Annotated in this window: 15 protein-coding genes and 1 other RNA gene; 10 read left to right on the top strand and 6 right to left on the bottom strand. The window is 42.7% G+C overall.

Annotated features, from left to right (window positions below; all coding sequences use genetic code 11):
* The first annotated feature begins 23 nt into the window (after positions 1-23).
* Entirely contained in the window at positions 24-584 is a 561-nt protein-coding gene (locus BM378_RS17765; protein ID WP_074989695.1) for a GNAT family N-acetyltransferase, read from the top strand.
* Between the two features lie 57 nt (positions 585-641).
* Entirely contained in the window at positions 642-2,321 is a 1,680-nt protein-coding gene (ggt, locus tag BM378_RS17760; protein WP_074989694.1) for a gamma-glutamyltransferase, read from the top strand.
* Positions 2,322-2,414: 93 nt separating this feature from the next.
* Here ggt and BM378_RS17755 read toward each other — a convergent pair whose 3' ends face one another.
* Positions 2,415-3,617, bottom strand: a complete 1,203-nt coding sequence (locus BM378_RS17755) for an aromatic amino acid transport family protein (RefSeq protein WP_074989709.1) — start codon at positions 3,615-3,617, stop codon at positions 2,415-2,417.
* Positions 3,618-4,018: 401 nt separating this feature from the next.
* Between BM378_RS17755 and BM378_RS17750 the strand changes: the two genes are divergently transcribed.
* Entirely contained in the window at positions 4,019-4,924 is a 906-nt protein-coding gene (locus BM378_RS17750) for a DMT family transporter (protein WP_036967245.1), read from the top strand.
* A 25-nt stretch (positions 4,925-4,949) separates the two neighbouring features.
* Here BM378_RS17750 and BM378_RS17745 read toward each other — a convergent pair whose 3' ends face one another.
* Positions 4,950-5,828, bottom strand: coding sequence for a flagellar protein MotY (locus BM378_RS17745; RefSeq protein WP_036967246.1), 879 nt, complete (start codon positions 5,826-5,828; stop codon positions 4,950-4,952).
* A 216-nt stretch (positions 5,829-6,044) separates the two neighbouring features.
* Between BM378_RS17745 and rnt the strand changes: the two genes are divergently transcribed.
* The gene (rnt, locus tag BM378_RS17740; RefSeq protein WP_036967250.1) at positions 6,045-6,725 is read left to right on the top strand and encodes a ribonuclease T; all 681 of its coding nucleotides are present in this window, start codon (positions 6,045-6,047) and stop codon (positions 6,723-6,725) included.
* Here the strand turns inward: rnt and BM378_RS17735 are convergent.
* Positions 6,709-8,334 (bottom strand): FapA family protein, encoded by a 1,626-nt coding sequence (locus tag BM378_RS17735; RefSeq protein ID WP_036967253.1) that lies wholly within the window; start codon positions 8,332-8,334, stop codon positions 6,709-6,711. The two genes, rnt and BM378_RS17735, sit on opposite strands and share 17 nt — an antisense overlap.
* A 278-nt stretch (positions 8,335-8,612) precedes the next feature.
* Between BM378_RS17735 and ssrA the strand changes: the two genes are divergently transcribed.
* Positions 8,613-8,969, top strand: a transfer-messenger RNA (tmRNA) gene (ssrA, locus tag BM378_RS17730).
* An 89-nt stretch (positions 8,970-9,058) separates the two neighbouring features.
* Here ssrA and BM378_RS17725 read toward each other — a convergent pair.
* The gene (locus BM378_RS17725) at positions 9,059-9,775 is read right to left on the bottom strand and encodes an enoyl-CoA hydratase/isomerase family protein (protein ID WP_074989693.1); all 717 of its coding nucleotides are present in this window, start codon (positions 9,773-9,775) and stop codon (positions 9,059-9,061) included.
* A gap of 192 nt (positions 9,776-9,967) precedes the next feature.
* On the opposite strand from BM378_RS17725, the gene BM378_RS17720 reads away from it, so the two are divergent.
* Positions 9,968-10,741, top strand: a complete 774-nt coding sequence (locus tag BM378_RS17720; protein WP_065978089.1) for a sulfite exporter TauE/SafE family protein — start codon at positions 9,968-9,970, stop codon at positions 10,739-10,741.
* Here the strand turns inward: BM378_RS17720 and BM378_RS17715 are convergent.
* Together BM378_RS17715 and mnmC are read right to left on the bottom strand one after the other, a co-directional pair.
* A complete protein-coding gene (locus tag BM378_RS17715; RefSeq protein WP_074989692.1) occupies positions 10,738-11,376 on the bottom strand; it encodes an SDR family oxidoreductase in 639 nt (212 codons plus the stop codon). The two genes, BM378_RS17720 and BM378_RS17715, sit on opposite strands and share 4 nt — an antisense overlap.
* 137 nt (positions 11,377-11,513) lie before the next feature.
* Complete coding sequence (gene mnmC, locus BM378_RS17710) at positions 11,514-13,559, bottom strand: bifunctional tRNA (5-methylaminomethyl-2-thiouridine)(34)-methyltransferase MnmC2/FAD-dependent 5-carboxymethylaminomethyl-2-thiouridine(34) oxidoreductase MnmC1 (protein ID WP_074989691.1); 2,046 nt, start codon at positions 13,557-13,559, stop codon at positions 11,514-11,516.
* A gap of 179 nt (positions 13,560-13,738) precedes the next feature.
* On the opposite strand from mnmC, the gene fabB reads away from it, so the two are divergent.
* From fabB to BM378_RS20360, 4 genes are all read left to right on the top strand, one after another.
* Positions 13,739-14,953, top strand: a complete 1,215-nt coding sequence (gene fabB, locus BM378_RS17705) for a beta-ketoacyl-ACP synthase I (RefSeq protein WP_036967312.1) — start codon at positions 13,739-13,741, stop codon at positions 14,951-14,953.
* 175 nt (positions 14,954-15,128) lie between these two features.
* A complete protein-coding gene (locus BM378_RS17700) occupies positions 15,129-16,250 on the top strand; it encodes a 4-phosphoerythronate dehydrogenase (RefSeq protein ID WP_036967315.1) in 1,122 nt (373 codons plus the stop codon).
* Between the two features lie 31 nt (positions 16,251-16,281).
* Positions 16,282-17,298 carry an aspartate-semialdehyde dehydrogenase gene (locus BM378_RS17695; RefSeq protein ID WP_036967318.1) on the top strand — a complete coding sequence of 339 codons (1,017 nt, stop codon included), beginning with the start codon at positions 16,282-16,284 and terminating at the stop codon, positions 17,296-17,298.
* A gap of 320 nt (positions 17,299-17,618) precedes the next feature.
* On the top strand, positions 17,619-19,615 hold a 1,997-nt coding region (locus BM378_RS20360), incomplete at its 3' end, for a FimV/HubP family polar landmark protein (RefSeq protein ID WP_305728397.1).

Here is a 19,615-nt window from a genome sequence, read left to right as displayed (position 1 = left end):
ATAAGCAGTATAAGCATTTAAAAATGAATATAGCTAGAACAACACGGCTAAGTTTTCGTTTAATGGACGAAAATGATGCAGAATTATTATACGAGCTTGATAACGATCCTCAGGTAATGAAATATTTAACCCGTGGTAAAGTATCAACAATGCAAACAATTAAAAACACTTTTATCCCCCGTTTAAATGCTTTTCGCAATGAACAAAAGGGCTGGGGGCTTTGGCAGGTAAGCGTTACCGACAACAACATGTTTATTGGCTGGGTGTTAGTGAGGCCAATGGGATTTTTTGATAAGCCAGATTATAGCGACCTTGAAATTGGTTCGCGTTTTAAACGTGTTAGTTGGGGGCAGGGTTATGCATCTGAAGCTGCTTTGAGTGTTGCATTGGCGGTTAGTCAACACCCCGAAGTTAAAACACTCTCAGCAACAGCCCTAAAAGATAACCTTGCATCGATTAGTGTAATGAAAAAGCTAGGGCTAAAATTTATAAAAGAATACCTGCACCAAGATGAACACGGAGAATTACCAGCGGTGCTTTATTCATGTCCGAAAACAGAATTAACCTCACTTAAGCGTAACTAATTGACCTTAGTAGTTTGGCATGTATAAATGAGTATAAAAACGTCAAAAGGAATTAGTATGCGAACTTTAATAAAATACACGGTCAGTGTCTCGCTTCTCGTTGTATTATTTTTTCATCCGCCATTATTAGCCAAACAAGCGGCTGTGGCGATGCCAGACAGTTACAGTAGCGATACTGCACGGGCAATTTTAGAGCAAGGCGGGAATGCCATTGATGCAGCCATAGCAGCCCAATTTGTGTTGGCTGTCACGTTACCTGAGGCCGGTAATATTGGGGGCGGCGGTTTTATGCTGATTCAAAAAGACGGCAAAGGTGACTTTATAGATTACCGTGAAACTGCCCCCGCAGCAGCTCATCGCGATATGTATCTCGATGAAAAAGGGAATGTGATAGACAACATGTCAGTGTATGGTATTCACGCAAGTGGTGTGCCGGGCAGTGTTGCCGGAATGTGGCTAGCACACCAAAAGCATGGCAGCTTAGAGTGGAAAACCCTCGTAGATCCTGCGGTAAAGTTGGCAGAAGACGGTTTTATTGTGCACCCGAAACTTGCTTCAAGTATCCAAAAATATATTTCGCGAATGCAGAAAAAGTCGATAAAAGTTAACTTTGCTGATTATTTTTCTGATGCTAAAGCTAATAAAACCTTTAAGCAACCAGAGCTTGCGGCAACGCTTAAGCGCATTCGTGATAATGGCAAGGCGGGTTTTTATGAAGGCGAGACAGCTAAAATAATTGCCACGTTTATGAAACAGCATGGCGGTATCATTTCAGAGCAAGACCTTAAAGACTATCAGGCCAAATCGCGTATGCCTATTAAAGGTCATTGGCGTGGTTTTGAAGTGCTTACTTCACCGCCACCCAGTTCAGGGGGCATTGCTATTTTACAATGGCTAAAAATGTATGATCTTGCTAAACCAACAGGCCCTTTAGAGCATAACTCGACCCGCTATGTGCACATTCTTGCAGAAGTCGGCAAACGAGTCTTTGCTGATAGAGCAGAGTATTTAGGCGATCCTGATTTTTACGATGTACCAAAAACAGCCTTACTCGCGGATGATTATCTCGCTAAACGTGCAACGGGTATTCGTAATGATGTAATTTCGACAACTGAAAACATCAAACCAGGTTTACATGAAAGTGAGCAAACAACACATTTTTCAATTATTGATCAGTGGGGTAATGCGGTCGCAAACACAACAACAATCAACTTAAGCTTTGGCAGCGGTGTGGTTGTTTCTGGAGCAGGCTTTATTCTTAATGATGAAATGGATGACTTTAGTGCTAAACCAGGTGTTATGAATGTTTTCGGTGCATTAGGCGGTGAGGCCAACGAAATTCAACCACACAAACGGATGTTAAGCTCAATGACACCCACCATTTTATTACAAGACAATAAAGTGAAAATGGTAACCGGTTCACCGGGCGGCACCACCATTATTAGTTCAGTGTATGAATCAATCTTAAATGCGGTAGAGTTTAATATGTCTGCTGAGCAAGTCGTAAATAGCCCGCGATTTCATCATCAACTGTGGCCTAAAAACGTGATAAGACACCATAAAGGGCTTGAGCCAAAGGTTATTAAAGCGCTTGAAAAAATGGGCTACAAACTTGATGAGCGTCACTTTGGTGATATGCATGTGATCATCAATAAAGATGGCAAGCTCGATGCCGCATCTGAAGAATCTGGTCGTGGTAAAGCGATGGTATTTGATACCCTTAATTCGTCTAATTAAGTGAGCAATTTTTAACGCAGGTAGCGACCCGTTTAATCCCTCAAAATAATGAAAAAAGGCACCAAAGGTGCCTTTTTCAGTGTGTGATTTTTATTAACCAATAGCAGGGATTACACCAGCCATCTGTAAACCTTGGGCGCTAATGATTAGCACACCAAATAAAGCCGCCAGTGCTAAACCAACATTTCCCCCTTTTACTTGGTAACCTGTTTCAGGTTGGCTTCGGCGTTGTTTGTAAACCATGGCGACAGGCAAAAATACGGCCAGAATAACCAAAGCAATCGCAGCGTAGCCAAGGGCCATAATAAAACCTTGTGGGTAAAATAATGCAAAACCAAGGGGCGGTACAAAGGTAATTAATGCCGTTTTAATACGGTCTTTGCTGCCATCACCTTTTTTAAAGGCATCGGCAAAAAAATCAAATAAACCCAAGCTCACACCTAAAAATGACGTGGCGAGTGCTAAATCTGCGAAAACATTGACCGCAGTCGCAACATGAGGGTTATGTGCAATACTTGCTACACTGCTAACAAAGCCAGATAAACCTTGGCTTTGCATTAAGTCATTTTGGCTCATTATGCCTTGGCTCAACAGTTGCCAAAAAATGTAAATGACGAGCGGTAATGCGGCACCTGCCACCATGACTCTTCGTAAAGTCTTAATGTCGAGACCCACATATTTAACAATCGATGGAATGGAGCCATGAAAGCCAAAAGATGTAAATACCACCGGAATAGCTGAAAGAATTAAACCTTGCTCAATAGGCATTTCGAGTAGGTGCTGGCCATGCACATACGGTGTGAGCATATAAAATAAGCTTGCCAGTACACACACTTTAATTGTGAAAAGCACTCTATTAAGCTTATCAACCTTACTTGTGCCAAGTGTTACTACAGTACCAATGACCACGGCTAAAATAACGGATCCAACTTGGGGGGCCAGCGAGAGTGACAAGCCATTATTTAGCTTTTCTTGCAACTGTGCACCACCGCCTGCTATGTATGCGGCGCATAGGGCATAGAACAAGAACATAACTGAAAAGTTAGCCACCCATTGCCCTCGCTTGCCCAACCAAGATTTAGCCAAGGTGTTGAGTGTCGCGTCTCTGTCTGCATATTGATGAAGCTCTAACATTAATAGAGCCGTGTAAGTCATTAAAAACCAAATTAATAAAATGAGTGACAGCGCGGTGGTGAATCCAAGCCCCGCAGAGGCGATGGGCAATGCCAGCATCCCTGCTCCTATGGTGGTGCCAGCAACAATTAACATGCTACCTATTGTTTTATTTTTAAGCACTTTTTGACCCTTAAACTTCGTGAGAGGCATGCAAGATATAACTTGTTTAATAAAACTTAAATAGTTTTGTTATAAATCAAAGAAACTTATTGTAACTTATGATTTACAAGCACGGTTAGGCGCGTAAATATTAGGCTTAATTTTATTCTACATTGTCGTAATTTTGAGTTGACAAAATAATCATATAGGCAGATTCTTAACGCTCTTCTACTTACTTTTTTATGATGATGATGCAGCTAAATAAACGACCAAATAATCGCAGTATGCGTCTGGCAACGCCAGCCGTGTGGTCAGTTATGTGCTGCGGTTAATTAAGTAAGTTTTACTAACCGCGTTCAAAGCGGTTGGCCATTCTTTGTTTTTTTCCTCCGCTTTTTTCGCCTTATTAAAGGAATAAGCTTGTGCCAGTTAAAGCCTCATATTTTTTAATGGTGGTGATTTGGTCTACAACCCCTCTAGGTATTGTTTGGAGTAGTGAAACCGTTGCGCCCACATTGGCAGTCTTGTTAAGAATGCTGGTGGGTCTTGTGCTTGCTGCATTGGTGGTTGCTATCGCTAATATCCGAGTGCCTTGGCATCGTCGCGCCTTATTCTTATATGCATACTCGAGTATCGGCATATTTGGGGGCATGCTACTGAGCTATATGGCCGCCAAAACAGTGCCTTCTGGCTTAATATCGTTAATGTTTGGTTTGGCACCTATTTTATCGGGATTACTGGCGCAGAAAATTTTAAATGAGCCAAAATTCAGCACACTAAAACTCGCTTCACTTGGGTGTGCACTAATCGGTCTTTTTTTAGTAAGCCAGCGTCATATTCAAGGTGGGGTAGAGCAGCTAAGTGGGTTGCTGTATGTATTTATGGCGGTGTGTTTTTTCAGCCTAAGCGGGGTGATGATCAAACGTGTTCGAATCGCTATTCACCCAATGGCGACGACATTCGGTGCTTTAGTCTTTGTAACGCCTTTATTTTTTATAACCTGGTTATTGGTTGATGGTCAACTCAATAGCGAGCTTTGGAGCGTAAAGTCGCTTTACTCGATTGTGTACTTAGGGGTGTTTGGATCGTTAATCGGTGCATTGGCGTATTTTCATGTTTTGCAAAAACTGAATGCCAGCACGGTAGCCTTGACCACCTTAATTACACCAAGTTTTGCTATTGCAATTGGCGGCATATTTAATAATGAGCCGATTGATCAAGCACTGATTGTTGGCGCAACTGTCATTATGATTAGCTTGGCGTTTTTTCAATTTGGTGACAAGTGGCTTAAGCGCTTTAAACGCGTTAAGCCAATTAAAATGAATTAGCAGTGTAGTCGCCGTATAGCGGCGACTACATTTTTGCAATTTGAATAACCAAGCGACGGTTTGTATTTCGCCCTAAAATATTGTCATTAGTGGCAACATGGCGTTTTTCACCAAACCCTTCGGTATCCACTTTATTTTCATCGATGCCTAAGCTCACAATATACTCTTTGATTGCTTTAGCCCGCTTTTTAGAAAGCTCAAGGTTATTCCAACGACCACCGTAGCTATCGGTATAAGATGAAATTGAAATAGCAGAAATACTGGTGTCATATTTGAGGTATTCGGCTATTTTATCTAAGCGTTTTTGAGATGATTTTGTCAGCTTACTGGAGTTAGGTTCATAGTTCATTACCGTGAATGAGATATCTTCAAAGCTGTAAGGCAGCATGGCATCTCGGCATTGTAAAAAAGCCCAATAGGCTTGTTTAAAATTAACACTCGACAAGCCTACGGCAATTTTATCGGCACGGTTTTGCCAATCTTGGTAATAAAAAGTAGGCTGATAGCCTTTTTCGAGCTCTGTCAGCATTTCCCAAGCCGTTTTATTGCCTAGCTCACCGTCAAATTTACGTAATAATTTCATATTCGCAATATCGCGTGCTGGTAGGCCTGCACGCCAACTGGGCGGCACAGCTTTTAAACCAGCAATACTGTAATTTTCTGGACGTACAACCATGTCGAGATTAAAGTTGACGTCTTTATTCTTGCTGGCAGAAGTGCTAAAAATGGCTTCGCCATAAAAAGGAACTTCATGATTTAATTGGCATTCTAAGCGCGATGTTTTAACCATTTGCCAATTTGAAGTATCTGCGGTAGCAGTGTATTCGCGCATGGCACTGCTTGCATGCGTGGCTGCAAACGTTGTTAAAAGGCCGAGGCTTAAAGAAAGTAATGAAAGCTTCATCACAGTAAATCTCCAACAAATCATCAATGCCAAATAATTGGCAAGTTTTATAGCAAGCAGTCCAAAACTGCCTGACAGCGTGTTAGCTCATTAAGTTAAAGCAATTATTGTGCCTAAAAACCCTGTAAGAATCTGTGATTTAATCGCTTTTGCTCTAGCAGAGCAGCTGTGGTTTTTGACATAATAGCCAGCTTACACTGGCAAACCAAGAAGACTATGGAAAATACTGAACAAACTCTTTTCGCAAAACGCTTTCGTGGCTTTTTCCCCGTGGTTATTGATGTTGAAACGGCAGGGTTTAATAAAGACACTGATGCGTTACTTGAAATCGCTGCTTCTGTTTTAAAAATGGATGACGATGGAGTGTTAAGCATTGACCATACGGTGCATTTTCATGTTGAGCCATTTGAAGGCGCGAATATAGAGCAGGCCGCGATTGATTTTAATGGCATAGACCCATTTTCGGCGTTACGCGGTGCGGTGCCTGAAGAAGAGGCCATTAAAGAAATCTGTAAAGCCGTACGTAAAGCACAAAAAGCGGCAGGTTGTCAGCGCTCAGTGGTGGTTGCGCATAATGCGGCTTTTGATCATGGCTTTTTAAATGCGGCGATTGAGCGTTGTAAAATTAAACGCACACCTTTTCATCCGTTCGTGAGTTTTGATACGACCTCACTAGCGGGGCTTGCGTTGGGGCAAACTGTATTAGCGAAAGCCTGTCGTGCAGCGGGTATTGAGTTTGATAATAAACAAGCCCACTCAGCGCTCTATGATACAGAGCGCACAGCAGAATTATTCTGTCTAATTGTTAATCGTTGGCAACAACTAGGCGGATGGCCATTGCCAGAGCAAGCTGAAGAGAATGAAAAGCCAGACTCAGCCGCTAAAACGACTGAGTAATTTTCCCTTCGAAGTATCGCACTAAGTGGGGAGGGTAAATACGTGAAAAATGTTTACTCTCTTGTGCTATTTTCAGCTCAACGCCCGGATGCATTAACTCATTCACTTTTAAGCGACTGGTTGCCAACAAACGCGCAATCTTTTGCTTAACAAGGTATTTCTTTTTCTTAGTGCTTGCGGTTTTAATTTTTATTTGTTGTTCACTGGCTGTTATTTTATTGATGTAATGCGCACGTTGAGCTGCATTGGTTATTTTATTCGCTTTTTTTCGAGCTTGTTGTAAGGCGGCTGCTTTACTGGCAAGCAGCTTTTCAAAGTCATTGATTTGTTGTTGCTTTTGTCTTAAATCATGCCAGTACTGCGCTATAAAGACACGGGTTTTAGTGCCTGATGGCGCACCTAGCTCACCGGTTTCGATACGCATTGCATCTAAAATATTCCCGCCAATAATTTTGCCGCGAGGGTTATTCGCTTTACCGACACGAATTAGACGACGTGCACTTAAATCACAGTGCAGAGCTTGACGCTCTATAAACAGATCTTGCTCACTTTTAATATGGCAAAACTGTGCATACCCAACCGAAATAGTGCGTGTTGCGCTTATATTGCATGTAAAGTGATCTTCATTTTCACGGTGCCGGCCAATGGCCCCGAGCATAATAGTGACTTCGCTTTTACTTTCGATTGTTGCTGATTCAACAAATCCCAGTACTGTAATATCACCTGTAGCTTTAACGCACATACCATCTTTAACATCGCCACTAATGATAACACTGCCATCAAACTCAACATGGCCTGTACTGATATCAACATGATGAAAGCACAACACATCGTCTACGCGCATGCCGCGGGGCAGTGCAACGGGCACTCCTTTGGTGTCGGCAATGAGTAAATTACTGTTCATCGGATCAAGACGGGTCCCTTCAAAGGGCTCTAGGGGGTAATCTTTACCTGCTTGCGCGGGTAAAGTATCGCCAAATACAGTAAAGCCATTTTCACCCGCAGTTGCAGGAATACGTTGCATAAGTGGCGCACCGGGCTTAACCGTGATAATCGCGCCCAAGTTTCGCATATCAACTTTGCCACCCGATGTGGCTTGTGGGCTAAGAACGCGATCTTGTGCTGTTGAACATAATCGGACAAACCGTGCATCGTTCCCATCTTTTGGGTTACGGCCATGCGCAACAATAGCACTGTAGTGCGCACCAGCAGGTTGTTTAAACTGCTGACCTAAAAAAGTATCAAGCGCAGAGTGACTTATGCCGCGCTTAACTCCCGCAGCAGATAGCGCTGCTTGTGCATCATCCATACTCACAACTTTGCCACCACGTGCTGTTGTCAGGCTCGCTTCTGCAATCATATTTTTTTCATCAACGGTGATTTCAATATGTGCATCAACGGCTTTTGCAACAACCAATGATTGATTTTGATATTGACTGCTAGGTGTAAAAAGTTTGCCAATATTTGCATCAACAAGTTCACAGTCTGCGTAAGACGATTGCTCAATTAACTCAATGAGTTGTGAACTCGTTATGGGAAAGCCAGCATCGCGCGGATGCTCACACAAGGATACATATCCACTTTGCTCATCGAACAAAAACATCGACATCAAGTAAGTCCTGTAAAAGAGGCCTGTTATTATTATTTTTTCGTTGCTACAGGATTGTTTTAAGAAGAGGTAACAACGTCTCCCATTTCAGCACAACTTTTGTATGATGTTAAGAACTTGTATGCTTAATATGTGAAAATTCGTATAAAAACTGACTTTTCCTGTTTGGTTTTTCAGCACTCAAAGGGGTTATGCCAAAATAACCTGATTAATGCCTTGAGTATAAAGGGTTTACTCAGTTATACTTCACATACACTCTGAATGAGATACCAAATTCAGGGGCTGATTAGGATTCGACGGAATTCAAGACGCCCGAGGTGCATGTCGAGGTGCGGTTGGCCTCGTAAAAAAGCCGCAATTTAAAGTAATCGCAAACGACGATAACTACTCTCTAGCAGCTTAGGCTGGCTAGCGCTCCTTCCATGTATTCTTGTGGACTGGATTTTGGAGTGTCACCCTTACACATGATCGCGACGGAAACCCTGGCCGGGGTTGAAGCGTTAAAACTAAGCGGCCTCGCCTTTGCAGATCGTGTTCGTCCGAGCTGTAAAGGTTAACTAAAAGACGATACTAAGCATGTAGTACCAAAGGTCGAGGCTTTTCGGACGGGGGTTCAAATCCCCCCAGCTCCACCAAACATAAAAGGCCGCTCTCAGAGCGGCCTTTTTTATTGCCTAAAATACACCCCTTATTCATTGAGTCTGAAGGGGTTATTCACGTTAAATCACACAACCAACTGAACGGCATCGATGATGGGTTTGTTTTCAACATCAATCGTTTCGATGATGTGTTTATGAAGGCGCTTTTTATGTTCGGCAAATATAGGGCGTTTTTTATCGAACTGGCTGGCAAATTCGAATGCGGTATTAAACAAGCTTTCGCTGTCGGGGCAGGCTTGTTCGATAACATGGTCTGCAACAAGCTCGCTTGCAGTAACCCGGCGTCCTGTCAATTTCATTTCGTTAAAGCGGTAATAGGGCATCGATTTTTTTACAAATTCAATCATGCCTGGTAAAAACGGAATCGATAAATCAACTTCAGGAAAACAGAAAAAGCCGCGGTTACTTTGCATAAATCTAAAATCGCAGGCGCACGCTAAAATAGCCCCATTACCAAATGCATGGCCATTAATAGCGGCAATAACTGGCATTGGGTAAAGTAACAAACGTTTAAATACGGCATCCATAGCGTGCATAAAACCACTTACTTCTTCATATTTTTGTGCTTTTAAAGCGGGCATTAGCCAGTCGGTGTCTATACCTAAACTCCACGATTTTTCATCACTTGAGGTAATAATCAGTGCTTTGTGTTCTGAGTTAGCTTCAATGCCATCAAGGCAATTTAAAAATGCTTCTGCAAACGTAGGATTATGGCGGTTTTCACCTGCGGTCATTGTGAGAATAGCAACACTGCCTTGTGTGCTTACGGTTATGGGGGTCATGGTGTGCCTTTATCGTTTTCTTTTGTTATAGATATAGTTATATACCATCAGTTGCACAAAATAAACCTCTAGTCCGACCAGTTTGAGTGCTGAGGGGGTTCTCCGCTTTTAGTCGAAATGCAGTTTCAAACAGTCGCTAATACTATCTTGCCATGGTAATTTTAGTCTAAACACTCTATTTAAAGCGCGATAATGGAACTGGTAAGTTGGGATTTCTTTAGTGGGGGGTTGTTAAGCCCGATCAGCACAATTATCTTAATTATATTGGCAGGTTTTACCTCGATGGTGTCTGCTGCATTTGGTGCTGGTGGCGGGTTAATGTTGTTAGTCATTATGGCGTCAATGATGCCTATGAGTGTGGTGATCCCTGTGCACGGCTTAGTGCAGCTGGGCTCTAACGCGAACCGCTTTTTATATACTTTTAAGCATATCGATGGCGCTATGTTTTTATATTTCTCGTTGGGAGGAATCTTTGGTGCACTGGTAGCGTCAACTATCGTCACCGCTATTCCGCTTGAGTTAATGAAAATAGTGGTGGCAGCTTTTGTGCTCTATTTGCTTTGGGGTGTGACACCTAAGATCAGAGAAACATCAACGCTTTGGCGCATTTTAGCAGGGCTTTGGACCTCGTTTATTTCGATGTTTGTGGGTGCCAGTGGGCCGCTGGTTGGTAGTTGTTTGTATGTAAATAACTACAATAAGCTGCAATTTACCGCGACATTTTCGAGTTGTATGACGGTGCAGCATACTTTAAAGGCTATTTTGTATGGTGCTGTCGGGTTTGCATTTTGGCAGTGGTTGCCGCTTGTAATGTCGATGATTATGAGTGGTGCAATAGGCACTTGGCTGGGTTTGAAGCTATTGCACCGTATCTCATCAGATAAATTTAAACAGATTTTTCGTTTAGTTCTGACGTTACTTTCCCTGCAACTTGCGTGGCAGGGAATCTATTTTGTGTTTGCTTAGTTACCTGCTAATAGTTCGTCGAGTGGTTTGTCACCATTAAATAACTCGAATAGTTGCGATTTATCAGGTTTATGACTGGCGATATAAACCAGTGCATCAGCAACATCTTCTCGGTTTATCACGGCATCTTGGCGTGTTGCAGGACGATTTATGGTGAATAATCCAGACGCCGATTCGTTAAGGAGTGTGCCTGGTCTTACTATGCTGTAATGTAAGCCACTGTGTAGTAGATGCTCATCGGCCATGTGCTTAGCCACTAAATAAGGTTTGATGCTGCTTTCAATGCCATCGGGATCATCAGCGCCAATGGAGCTTACCATGATAAAGTGCTCAACCTGTGCATCAACTGCATAGTTAATTGCTTTTACCGCAGCCCATAAATCAATGAGCAAGGTTTTATCGGCACCGGTTGCACCACCAGAACCGGCACTAAAAATAACTTGCTGTACCCCTGTAAGTGCGTGACTAAAATCATTTTCTAGATCCTGCTCAACAATGCTCAGGTTTGGGTGCTCAATGTCAGTCAATTTGCTTTTATCACGTACTAATGCCACGACTTCATGCTCTTGAGCGAGCATTTTTTGGGTGGTCATTTTACCTATTTGTCCGCTTGCACCTATGATTAGGGTTTTCATACCAAACTCCTTCCAGTTGCGTTAACTTTTACGTGTAACTTACTACTTTGGGGTGTGATCTTAATTTTAAAGGGACAAATTAAACTAATTTGTAATCGGCTTGAAAAAGAAGGGGGACTTTTTAGCCCCCTGCCTTTTTAGATTTTATTACGAATTAGGTCGCGAATAATAAAGCGAGCAGGGTGAATTGCTTGGCTAACACGTTCGCTAAAAGGTCTGGGTTCATTGTTTAAGCAGGCGACCAAGTGTTCGGCACACAGTGGCGCACTGCACAGACCTCTTGCCCCAAACCCTGTAAGCACATGCAAGCCTTGTTGAGGTTTTGCTAAGGGCTGATATTGGTAACGTTTTCCGAGTCTTAAATTCGCAAAGGCATTGACATAATCGTCTTGCTCCGCCCACTCGCCAGCCATTGGTAGGTGATCAATAAAGCTGCATCTTACTGCTGCTTTGGCTGCGGTAATTTCGCCTAATGATGTGGCAAAGTCACTGTCTTTATAGAAGCTAAGCAGTTGTTCTCGGTTTGTTTGGTTATCTTGCTCTTTCACTTCGCGGCTTTTTGAGTTTTTCTCAAATGTTGCCCCCATGCAGTGATGCTCTTGAAACTCAGGGGTAAAATATCCTTTATGACACAGCACCGTTTTTAATTGTTTGGATTGCTCACTTGCCTCAACATGCGATACCTGACCACGCACACCTACAACGGGCAATGCCTGGGTTTGCTTAAATTGGTCGCTATGCTCGCCCGCACATATTATTACATCGCTAAATGGACCAAATTGCTGTGTTTTTGTGTGTAACACCCAACCTGATTCTGTTTTTTCAAGTTGTTCAATATGGCAGTTAAAATGGGTTTTAATTGGATTGAGTGAGTATGCCTTATTAAAGAGGGCGGTCACTAAGGCAGGCGGGTTTACCCAGCCACCTTGTTCAAAGAATACGCCAGAGTAGCCTGTGTTTACTCCCGCAATATCATCGCCTTCAGTCGCACTGACATTGCGCATTAATTCAGTTGGCCAAAGGGCTTTGTCGGCTAAATTTTGGTGTTTATCAGCCAAGCCCTGTTTTACTGCGTGTTGCAATACACCACACCATTGGTGAGGGTAGTCGAAGCCGTCATCGAGTAATTGTTGATATAGGCGTTTTGCGTATAAAAAGCTATGCGCAAACATTTCGCTGTGCGGTGAGTTCTTAGCTTGCAGGTGCGGGTAAACAGCGCCCTGAACATTGTGTGAGGCCCCCATAGCAAGTGCGTCATCTTGGCAAAAAAGTGTCGTTGTAATGCCCCTTTTTGCTAAAGAGTACATCACACTACTACTGGCGATGCCGCCACCAATAACAGCAACGTTATTTAATGTACTTGCATGATGAGAAAAATACGCAGGGCCAGATTGCTGCTCTGTGGGTGTTGTTAAGGTGCCAATCAGCATTTCACGTTTTTTGCCGTAGCCTTTGGCTTTGGCCATAGCGAAACCGGCTTCATTTAAACCGCGTCTAACAAATCCTGCAGCTGTGAACGTAGCTAGGGTGGCATGTTCGCGTGAAATTGCACGCATCTTATTAAACACACTTTGCTGCCACATGTCGGGGTTTTTACTCGGCGCGAAACCGTCTAAGTACCATGCATCAACAACGCCTTCACATGGATAACTCATGGCATCAATGCTGTCTTGTACGTCACCAAAATAAAGGTCGAGTACGACTCGCCCGTCGGCAAATTCTAATCTGTGGCAGCCAGCAAGGTTAATGGGGTATTGAGCAATTAACTGGGCACTAAATGTGTGTAAGCTAGGCCACGCCTTTAGTGCATGGGCAAGGTCATCACGTTTAATTGGAAATTTTTCGAACGAGATAAAATGCAAGCGTCTAACCGAGCTATTGTCACTTTTATTTACACTAAGGTCATGTTGATTTTGAACTTCTTGCTTGTCATGCTGCCTATCAAGGTGAGCAGCAAATTGCTGCCAGGTATTTAAAAAGTTAAGCCCTGTACCAAAACCCGTCTCGGCAATAACAAAATGCGCGCGGTCATGATTTTGTAACCGTTGCGAGATATTGTTTTGTTGATAAAACACATAATGCGACTCAGCTAAGCCATCGTCATTGGAGAAGTAAACATCGTCAAACTGATCGGCGACGGGTGTACCAAGGTGATTAAAATGTATATTTGCGTTTTTGATCATGGTTTAACTAAATAACTACAACTTTTTTTCATTATTTTACGTGTTTTCTTTGAAATAGTCTGGCGTTATTTATAAGCTACACATTCAGAGTACATGTGTACGCTAGAAAGCTGACCACTTAACGTGTATTTTCAGCGTAAAATAGAACACAATTTAGTATAGAGCTAAGGTAATTACCCATGAGAAGAGCCGTTATTACGGGCATCGGTGTTGTTTCAAGCATCGGTAACAACAAAGAAGAAGTATTAGAATCATTAAAACAAGGCCGTAGTGGTATCGCGTTCAACCAAGAGTTTGCTGATTACAACCTACGTAGCAACGTTTCAGGCAAAATCGATATTGATGTTAAAGAATTTGTTGATCGTAAAGCGATGCGTTTTATGGGCGATGCAGCAGCATATGCTTATATTTCAATGGCACAAGCAATTGAAGATGCAGGCCTTAATGAAGAGCAAGTTTCAAACGAACGCACTGGTTTATTAGTGGGTTCGGGTGGTGGTTCATCTAAATGGCAAGTTGAAGCCGCTGACATTCTGCGTGAAAAAGGCGTGAAGCGTGTAGGTCCATACATGGTACCGCGCACGATGGCGAGCACCACGTCGGCATGTCTTGCAACACCATTCAAAATTAAAGGTGTTAACTACTCAATTAGTTCTGCTTGTGCAACATCTGCACACTGTATTGGTCATGCGGTTGAGCAAATTCAACTTGGCAAGCAAGATGTGATCTTTGCGGGTGGTGGTGAAGAGCTTCACTGGACACTGGCGATGGAATTCGATGCAATGGGCGCATTGTCGACTAAATATAACGAAACTCCTGAGAAAGCATCGCGCACTTACGATGCAAACCGTGACGGTTTTGTTATCTCTGGTGGTGGCGGTATCGTTGTCGTTGAAGAACTTGAGCATGCACTTGCTCGTGGCGCACACATCTACGCTGAAATCACAGGGTATGGTGCAACTTCTGACGGTTACGACATGGTAGCACCATCAGGTGAAGGTGCGGTACGTTGTATGAAGCAAGCAATGCAAGGTCTTGAAGGCGGCATTGATTACTTAAATACGCACGGTACTTCAACCCCAGTTGGTGATGTTAAAGAGCTTGGCGCAATTCAAGAAGTGTTTGGCGGTAACTCACCGATGATCAGTGCAACAAAAGCAATGACGGGTCACGCATTAGGTGCGGCAGGCGTTCATGAGGCTATTTTCTCGTTGTTAATGCTAGAGCACAACTTTGTTGCACCTTCTATCAATATTGATGAGTTAGATGAGCAAGCAGAAGGTCTAAACATTGTTACTGAGCGTAAAGACGTTGAACTGAATACAGTAATGTCTAACAGCTTTGGTTTCGGTGGCACAAACGCCACACTAGTAATGAGCAAATATAAAGGTTAAACCTCTCCAGTATTTGCCAAAGCCGAGCGTTTGCTCGGCTTTTTCGTTTCTAACTCTGCACTGTATTCTTTGCCTTTTATATTTATTAAGCGTGAGTCTGTATAAGTAGTTACGCTATCCGTATAGCTATATTTTCGTTACAATAGCGCCACTTTTCTGCTTCTCGGACACACAGATGAAAATTCTTGCAGATCAAAATATGCCATTGGTTGAGCAGTACTTTGCCGATTTTGGTGATGTTGAGCGATTTGATGGCCGTAACTTACAACCTGAGCAGTTGGCTGGGGTTGATATACTATTAACTCGTTCAGTGACAAATGTTGATAACGCGTTATTAACTCAGGCAGATAAGTTGAAGTTTGTTGGTACGGCAACCATAGGTGTTGACCACATTGATACTGAACTACTGGCTGAGCGCAATATTGCATTTAGCAGTGCGCCGGGCTGTAATGCCGTTGCTGTAGCAGAATATGTTATTAGTAGTTTATATGCTTTATGCCAAGAAAATGCTGAGTCACTGCAAGGTAAAACCATTGGTATTGTTGGGGTAGGCAGCATTGGTAGTTGTCTGCGCGATAAGTTAAACCTACTGGGTATGAACGTATTGCTCTGCGATCCTCCTAAGCATGAGACGGGTGAATTAGTAGAACATACTGATTTTGATACCCTTCTTGACACTGCCGATATTATTACGTTTCACGTGCCGTTGGTGAAGCAGGGGCCGCATAAAACGTTGCATATGTTAAACAAACAACGTTTAGCGAAGCTTAAAGATGGCACGACGCTTATTAATGCAAGCCGTGGTGATGTTATCGATAATCAGGCTTTGCTAGAGTTATTTGAGCAAGGAGCGAAACTTGATTGCGTGCTTGATGTTTGGGAAAACGAGCCAAATATACTCACTCCGCTACTTAATTATGTGCGTTTTGCGAGTGTGCACATTGCAGGCCATACCCTTGAAGGAAAAGCCCGTGGTACTCAAATGTTGTACCAAAAAGTGTGCGAACTTGAGGGGGTTGCAGCACTGAAGTCGCTGGAAGATTTTTTACCTGAACCAATTAGCCATGCTGTCTCGCTCGGTGAAACCTTTACGTTAGATGACATAGGCCGCTTAGTACACCTTATTTACGATGTTCGTCGTGATGATGGCATCTTGCGTAGTAAGTTAAATCAAGAAGGGTTTGATAGCCTACGGAAAAATTACCCGCCACGACGTGAGTTTAATACACTGTCGGTGGCTGCAAACAGTGCCTGTGAAGCCGCTTTAGCTGCACTGGGATTTAGAATTAACGAATAAAGTCAGTACTTTATTCATATGAGGAAAACACATGTCGCAAAAATTTAATGTTGCTGTCTTAGGCGCCACAGGTTTAGTAGGTCGTCAAATTATCGAAACTTTAGAAGATCGTAAATTTCCGGTTGGCGAGTTGTTCTTGCTTGCGAGTAGCCGCAGTGCGGGTGAGGAAATACAATTCCGTGGTGAATCGATTGAAGTACTCGACGTAGAAGGGTTTGACTTTAGCCAGGCACACATAGGTTTATTTTCAGCTGGGGGAAATGTTTCTGAAAAGTACGCCCCCATTGCTGCAGACGCAGGGTGTGTGGTGATTGATAATACCTCGCATTTTCGCAATGACTTCGATGTACCATTAGTGATACCTGAAGTGAATGCATCGAGCTTAGCGGATTTTAGAAACCGCAATATCATTGCAAATCCTAACTGTTCAACTATTCAAATGTTGGTCGCGTTAAAGCCTATTTACGATGCATACGGTATTGACCGTATTAATGTATCGACTTATCAGGCTGTGTCGGGTGCGGGCAAAGAGGCCGTTGATGAACTTGCTAAGCAAACCGCTAACCTAATGAATGCGCGTCCAATGGATAATGCTGTTTTTCCTAAGCAGATTGCCTTTAACGTCATCCCACAAATCGATACTTTTGAAGACAACGGTTATACCCGTGAAGAAATGAAAATGGTGAACGAGACACAAAAAATCTTAGGTGACACGAGTGTCGTGGTAAACCCAACGTGTGTTCGTGTTCCGGTTTTCTTTGGTCACAGTGAAGCGATTAATATTGAGACACGTATGCCAGTTGATCTTGAGCATGTAAAACAGTTACTGAATGATGCACCGGGTGTAGAACTGATTGATGACTTGGGTGATTACCCAACAGCGGTATCTGATGCAAGTGGTAATGACACTGTGTATGTTGGTCGTTTACGTGCAGACATTTCTCATCCACACGGCTTAAACATGTGGGTAGTGAGTGACAACACGCGTAAAGGGGCTGCAACGAACAGTGTGCAAATCGCTGAAGAGCTAATTGCAAACTACCTTTAAATCTGATGATTTTGACTGAGTCATTCAGTAAAGAGAGCGGCTAATTGCCGCTTTTTTTATGTTTTCAGTGCCAAATTATTGCCGCATACGCTGTAAAAGCGTATAAACTTAACATAACAATAAAAAAGTCTCTCAGCCGCTAATATTTAAGCTATTTACTATCAACGTGTTGCAATAGATATTGCTCACCAACTGGTTTATAGTTTGCAGCTGGAATAGAGCTTGCAAGAAAGCATAATTAAGAATCAATTCTGCAAGAATTACTTGATGTTTAAGCAACCAACGTTGCTGCGTTAACATTTAAAACATAAAGGATCAGCATGCGCGGTTTAGCAACACTCTTCATATTAGCGTCTGCCTTGGTGGTAACACCGACTTACTCTGATGAAGGCTCCACTCTTAAAGGCCCTAAAGGCGTCGATTATGGTGCGCAGGGGCGATCAATTGGTCCGATAAAACCGACTGATACTCTGTGGCGTATTGCCGCTAAAATTCGACCTGATAACTCTGTAAGCATTTATCAGGTTATGCAAGCATTGTACGACAAAAACCCGTCATCGTTTTTAGATCAAAACCTGAATCACATGCGTGATGGCGCGTATCTTAAAATTCCGACTATTGCAGAAATGCGTGCTGTTAACCCGACCCTAGCGAAAGCCCGATCTGAGCAAGACGATGAGCTGTGGGAGAAAAAGAAAAATGGCACATTAACAGTCGCCGAAATAAACGAATCGCAAAAAAAGGTGACGCAAGCTCGTAAAGTCGATTTAGACGAAGCAAAGCAAGAGCTTAAACAAGAAATAAACACAATCAAAACTGAGCAAGGCACGCAGCTTGTTGAATTGCAAAAGCAATTTAAAACATCGGTCGATAATGTTGAAGAAATTCTTGCCGAAAATAATAAGTTAAAACAACAGCTAACAGGTATTTCGAAAGAGCTAGAAACGGTTCGTGACCAACTCGGACAAGACAGTGAAATTCAAAAGCAACTTAAAGAGTTAATTGCCAAACAGAATGAGATTATAGAGCAGCAAAAAGCAAAAAAGATTGAAGAGGACAGTGGGCTTAACGTGTCGTCAATTTTAAGCAACCCATTTGTTCTCGGTGCTTTAATGTTCATTCCTGCGTTACTTATTATTGCGGCTGTTGTGTTGTTTTTGAAAAAAAGAAATAACAACGCGCCAGAAGCCAGCGATGACGATGAGTTTCTACCACAAAGCCCAACTTACACTGAAAATGATGAGTTAGACCCTCTAGTCGATAATGATCCGCTTATTCCTGACCCCGTTGAAGATAACGATGATCTGAGTGTTCGCTTAGATGATGACTTAGACCAAGATATGCTGCCAGATGATGACATTATCTTTGATGACAGTATTGATGATAGTTTTGACGACGATGACAGTGTTTTAAATCAAGATGAACTCGAAGGGCTTTTAAGTGACGATATTGTGTTTAATGATGAGTCAGAAGGCAGTGAAGATGATGATTTAGACGCATTTTTACAGCAAGATTTTGATCAATCTGATGACGACAGCTTAGGCGATGAAATTGATTTAGAAGGTGAACAATCACAAGTCGACTCTTCAGGCGATATTTTAAGTGCGGATGATATTGATGATCTATTCGCCAGCGACAACACCGATGATTCGCAAGACAGCAACAAAAACGATGATATGGCGGCATTAAGTGAAGAGCTTGCCGAAGACGATTTTGATATTGACAGCCTAATTGACGAGCAAAACAATACTACCAGCTCAGAGCAAAATGAAGATGTTAATTTAGATGACATTGACGACTTACTCGATGAAGCGGACGAGACCCCTGTAGGCACTATTGATGCTGAATTAATCGATGAAGATGACTTTGATATCGATAGCTTAATTGATGACGTGCAAACGGATGAACAGCCAGCACACTCATCGAACACACTGGAAGATGAATCGGTCGATGCTGACGATATTGATGCTTTATTAGATGAAGCGAGTGATGATGATGCGCTAGATGTTGATGACATTGACTCACTACTTGATGACGTTGCAATGGATGAAGCTGCAACCGAACAAGCACTCAGTGAAGAGCCTGAAGTTGAAGAGCAGCCTCAAGTTGACGAGCTAGTTGATGAAGATGCATTGGTTGGTGAAGATGAACTAGACGATGCACTCGATGTTGACGACATTGACTCATTACTTGATGACGTTGCAATGGATGAAGCCGCAATAGAACAAACTCTCAGTGAAGAGCCTAAAGAGGATGACCAGCCTCAAGTTGACGAGCTAGTTGATGAAAACGCGCTAGTTGACGAAGATGAACTAGA

Origin of the sequence: Pseudoalteromonas lipolytica, assembly GCF_900116435.1 — a bacterium.
GTDB classification, from domain to species: Bacteria; Pseudomonadota; Gammaproteobacteria; order Enterobacterales; family Alteromonadaceae; genus Pseudoalteromonas; species Pseudoalteromonas lipolytica.
Note: the sequence above shows the minus strand (reverse complement) of the source record. Positions and strands in the feature narration are given on the sequence as shown.

Excerpts from the sequence above, each read along its gene's own strand:
- BM378_RS17725 (WP_074989693.1), bottom strand. The coding sequence starts at position 9,775 with ATGACCCCCATAACCGTAAGCACACAAGGCAGTGTTGCTATTCTCACA.
- BM378_RS17695 (WP_036967318.1), top strand. The coding sequence starts at position 16,282 with ATGTCGCAAAAATTTAATGTTGCTGTCTTAGGCGCCACAGGTTTAGTA.
- BM378_RS17720 (WP_065978089.1), top strand. The coding sequence starts at position 9,968 with ATGGAACTGGTAAGTTGGGATTTCTTTAGTGGGGGGTTGTTAAGCCCG.
- fabB (WP_036967312.1), top strand. The coding sequence starts at position 13,739 with ATGAGAAGAGCCGTTATTACGGGCATCGGTGTTGTTTCAAGCATCGGT.
- mnmC (WP_074989691.1), bottom strand. The coding sequence starts at position 13,559 with ATGATCAAAAACGCAAATATACATTTTAATCACCTTGGTACACCCGTC.
- BM378_RS17715 (WP_074989692.1), bottom strand. The coding sequence starts at position 11,376 with ATGAAAACCCTAATCATAGGTGCAAGCGGACAAATAGGTAAAATGACC.
- ggt (WP_074989694.1), top strand. The coding sequence starts at position 642 with ATGCGAACTTTAATAAAATACACGGTCAGTGTCTCGCTTCTCGTTGTA.
- BM378_RS17745 (WP_036967246.1), bottom strand. The coding sequence starts at position 5,828 with ATGAAGCTTTCATTACTTTCTTTAAGCCTCGGCCTTTTAACAACGTTT.
- BM378_RS17735 (WP_036967253.1), bottom strand. The coding sequence starts at position 8,334 with ATGTCGATGTTTTTGTTCGATGAGCAAAGTGGATATGTATCCTTGTGT.
- rnt (WP_036967250.1), top strand. The coding sequence starts at position 6,045 with ATGGAAAATACTGAACAAACTCTTTTCGCAAAACGCTTTCGTGGCTTT.
- BM378_RS17765 (WP_074989695.1), top strand. The coding sequence starts at position 24 with ATGAATATAGCTAGAACAACACGGCTAAGTTTTCGTTTAATGGACGAA.
- BM378_RS17700 (WP_036967315.1), top strand. The coding sequence starts at position 15,129 with ATGAAAATTCTTGCAGATCAAAATATGCCATTGGTTGAGCAGTACTTT.